This window comes from Mycobacterium sp. 1245801.1, from assembly GCF_001673055.1.
Classification (GTDB): domain Bacteria; phylum Actinomycetota; class Actinomycetes; order Mycobacteriales; family Mycobacteriaceae; genus Mycobacterium; species Mycobacterium europaeum_A.
The window spans coordinates 1-1,384 of record NZ_LZKY01000362.1 but is presented as its reverse complement, the minus strand read 5'-3'; the positions used below and the strand labels follow the sequence as shown (position 1 = coordinate 1,384).

General features: G+C 72.6%; 1 protein-coding gene. It reads right to left on the bottom strand.

Going from position 1 to position 1,384, the window contains the following annotated elements:
- Positions 1–1,384 (bottom strand): type I polyketide synthase (locus tag A5622_RS22870; protein WP_156753058.1); only part of this gene is annotated, 1,384 nt, incomplete at both ends.

The window sequence follows — 1,384 nt, the reverse complement described above, 5'->3', positions numbered from 1 at the left end:
CGGCGTCGCGCAGCGACAGCGCGCCGGCGACGTAGGCGGCCGCGATCTCCCCTTGCGAATGGCCGATCACCGCGTCGGGGTTCACCCCGACCGACTTCCACAGCTCGGCCAGCGACACCATCACCGCGAAGAGCACCGGCTGCACAACGTCGACGCGGTCCAGGCTCGCAGCGCCGGGCGCGCCGCGAAGCACGTCGGTCAGCGACCAGTCGACGAATTCGGCGAAGGCCTCTTCGCACTCCCGGATCTGCTGCGCGAATACCGGTGCGGTGTCCAGCAATTCGATTGCCATGCCCAGCCATTGCGAGCCCTGGCCGGGAAAGACGAACACCGTCTTGCCCGCCGGTGTCGCGGTGCCCCGGATGACCGATCCGGTCGGGTCGTCGTTGGCCAGCTCGTCCAGCCCGGCGAGCAGCCGGTCGCGGTCACCGCCCACCACGACGGCCCGGTGCTCGAACGTCGCGCGGCCCGCCAATGACCACCCGATGTCGGCGACGTCCAGATCATCGTGCGCGCGAACGTATTCGGCCAGCCGGGCCGCCTGCGCGGCCAACGCCGACGGGGACTTCGCCGATACCGCCCACGGGACCACCGCCCGCGCCGGGCCGGCCTCCCGCACCGGTTCGGCCGGGGCGGCCTCGACGATGACGTGCGCGTTGGTGCCGCTGATGCCGAACGACGACACGCCCGCCCGGCGCGGGCGTTCGGCCCGCCAGGGTTGCGCCTCGGTCAGCAACGACACCGCACCCGCCGACCAGTCCACGTGCGGGCTAGGAGCGTCCACGTGCAACGTCGCGGGCAGTGTCTCGTGGCGCATCGCCTGCACCATCTTGATGACGCCGGCCACCCCGGCGGCGGCCTGCGTGTGGCCCATGTTCGACTTGATCGACCCCAGCCAAAGCGGCTCACTGCGATCCTGCCCATAGGTCGCCAGCAGCGCCTGGGCCTCGATCGGGTCACCCAAGGTGGTTCCGGTGCCGTGCCCCTCGACGACGTCGACGTCGGCCGCGGCCAACCCGGCGTTGGCGAGCGCGGCACGCACCACCCGCTGCTGCGAGGGACCGTTGGGCGCGGTCAACCCGTTGGAGGCGCCGTCCTGGTTGACCGCCGAGCCGCGCACCACCGCCAGCACCGGGTGCCCCAGGCGCTGCGCGTCCGACAAGCGCTCCACCACCAGCATGGCTCCGCCCTCGGACCAGCCGACGCCGTCGGCCGCACCCGCGTAGGCCTTGCACCGCCCGTCGGGCGCCAGGCCGCGGTGCCGGCTGAACTCCACGAAGACGGTCGGCGTGGCGTTCACCGTCGCACCGCCGGCCAGGGCCAGGTCGCACTCCCCCGAGCGCAGCGACTGCACGGCCATGTGCAGCGCCACCAACGACGACGA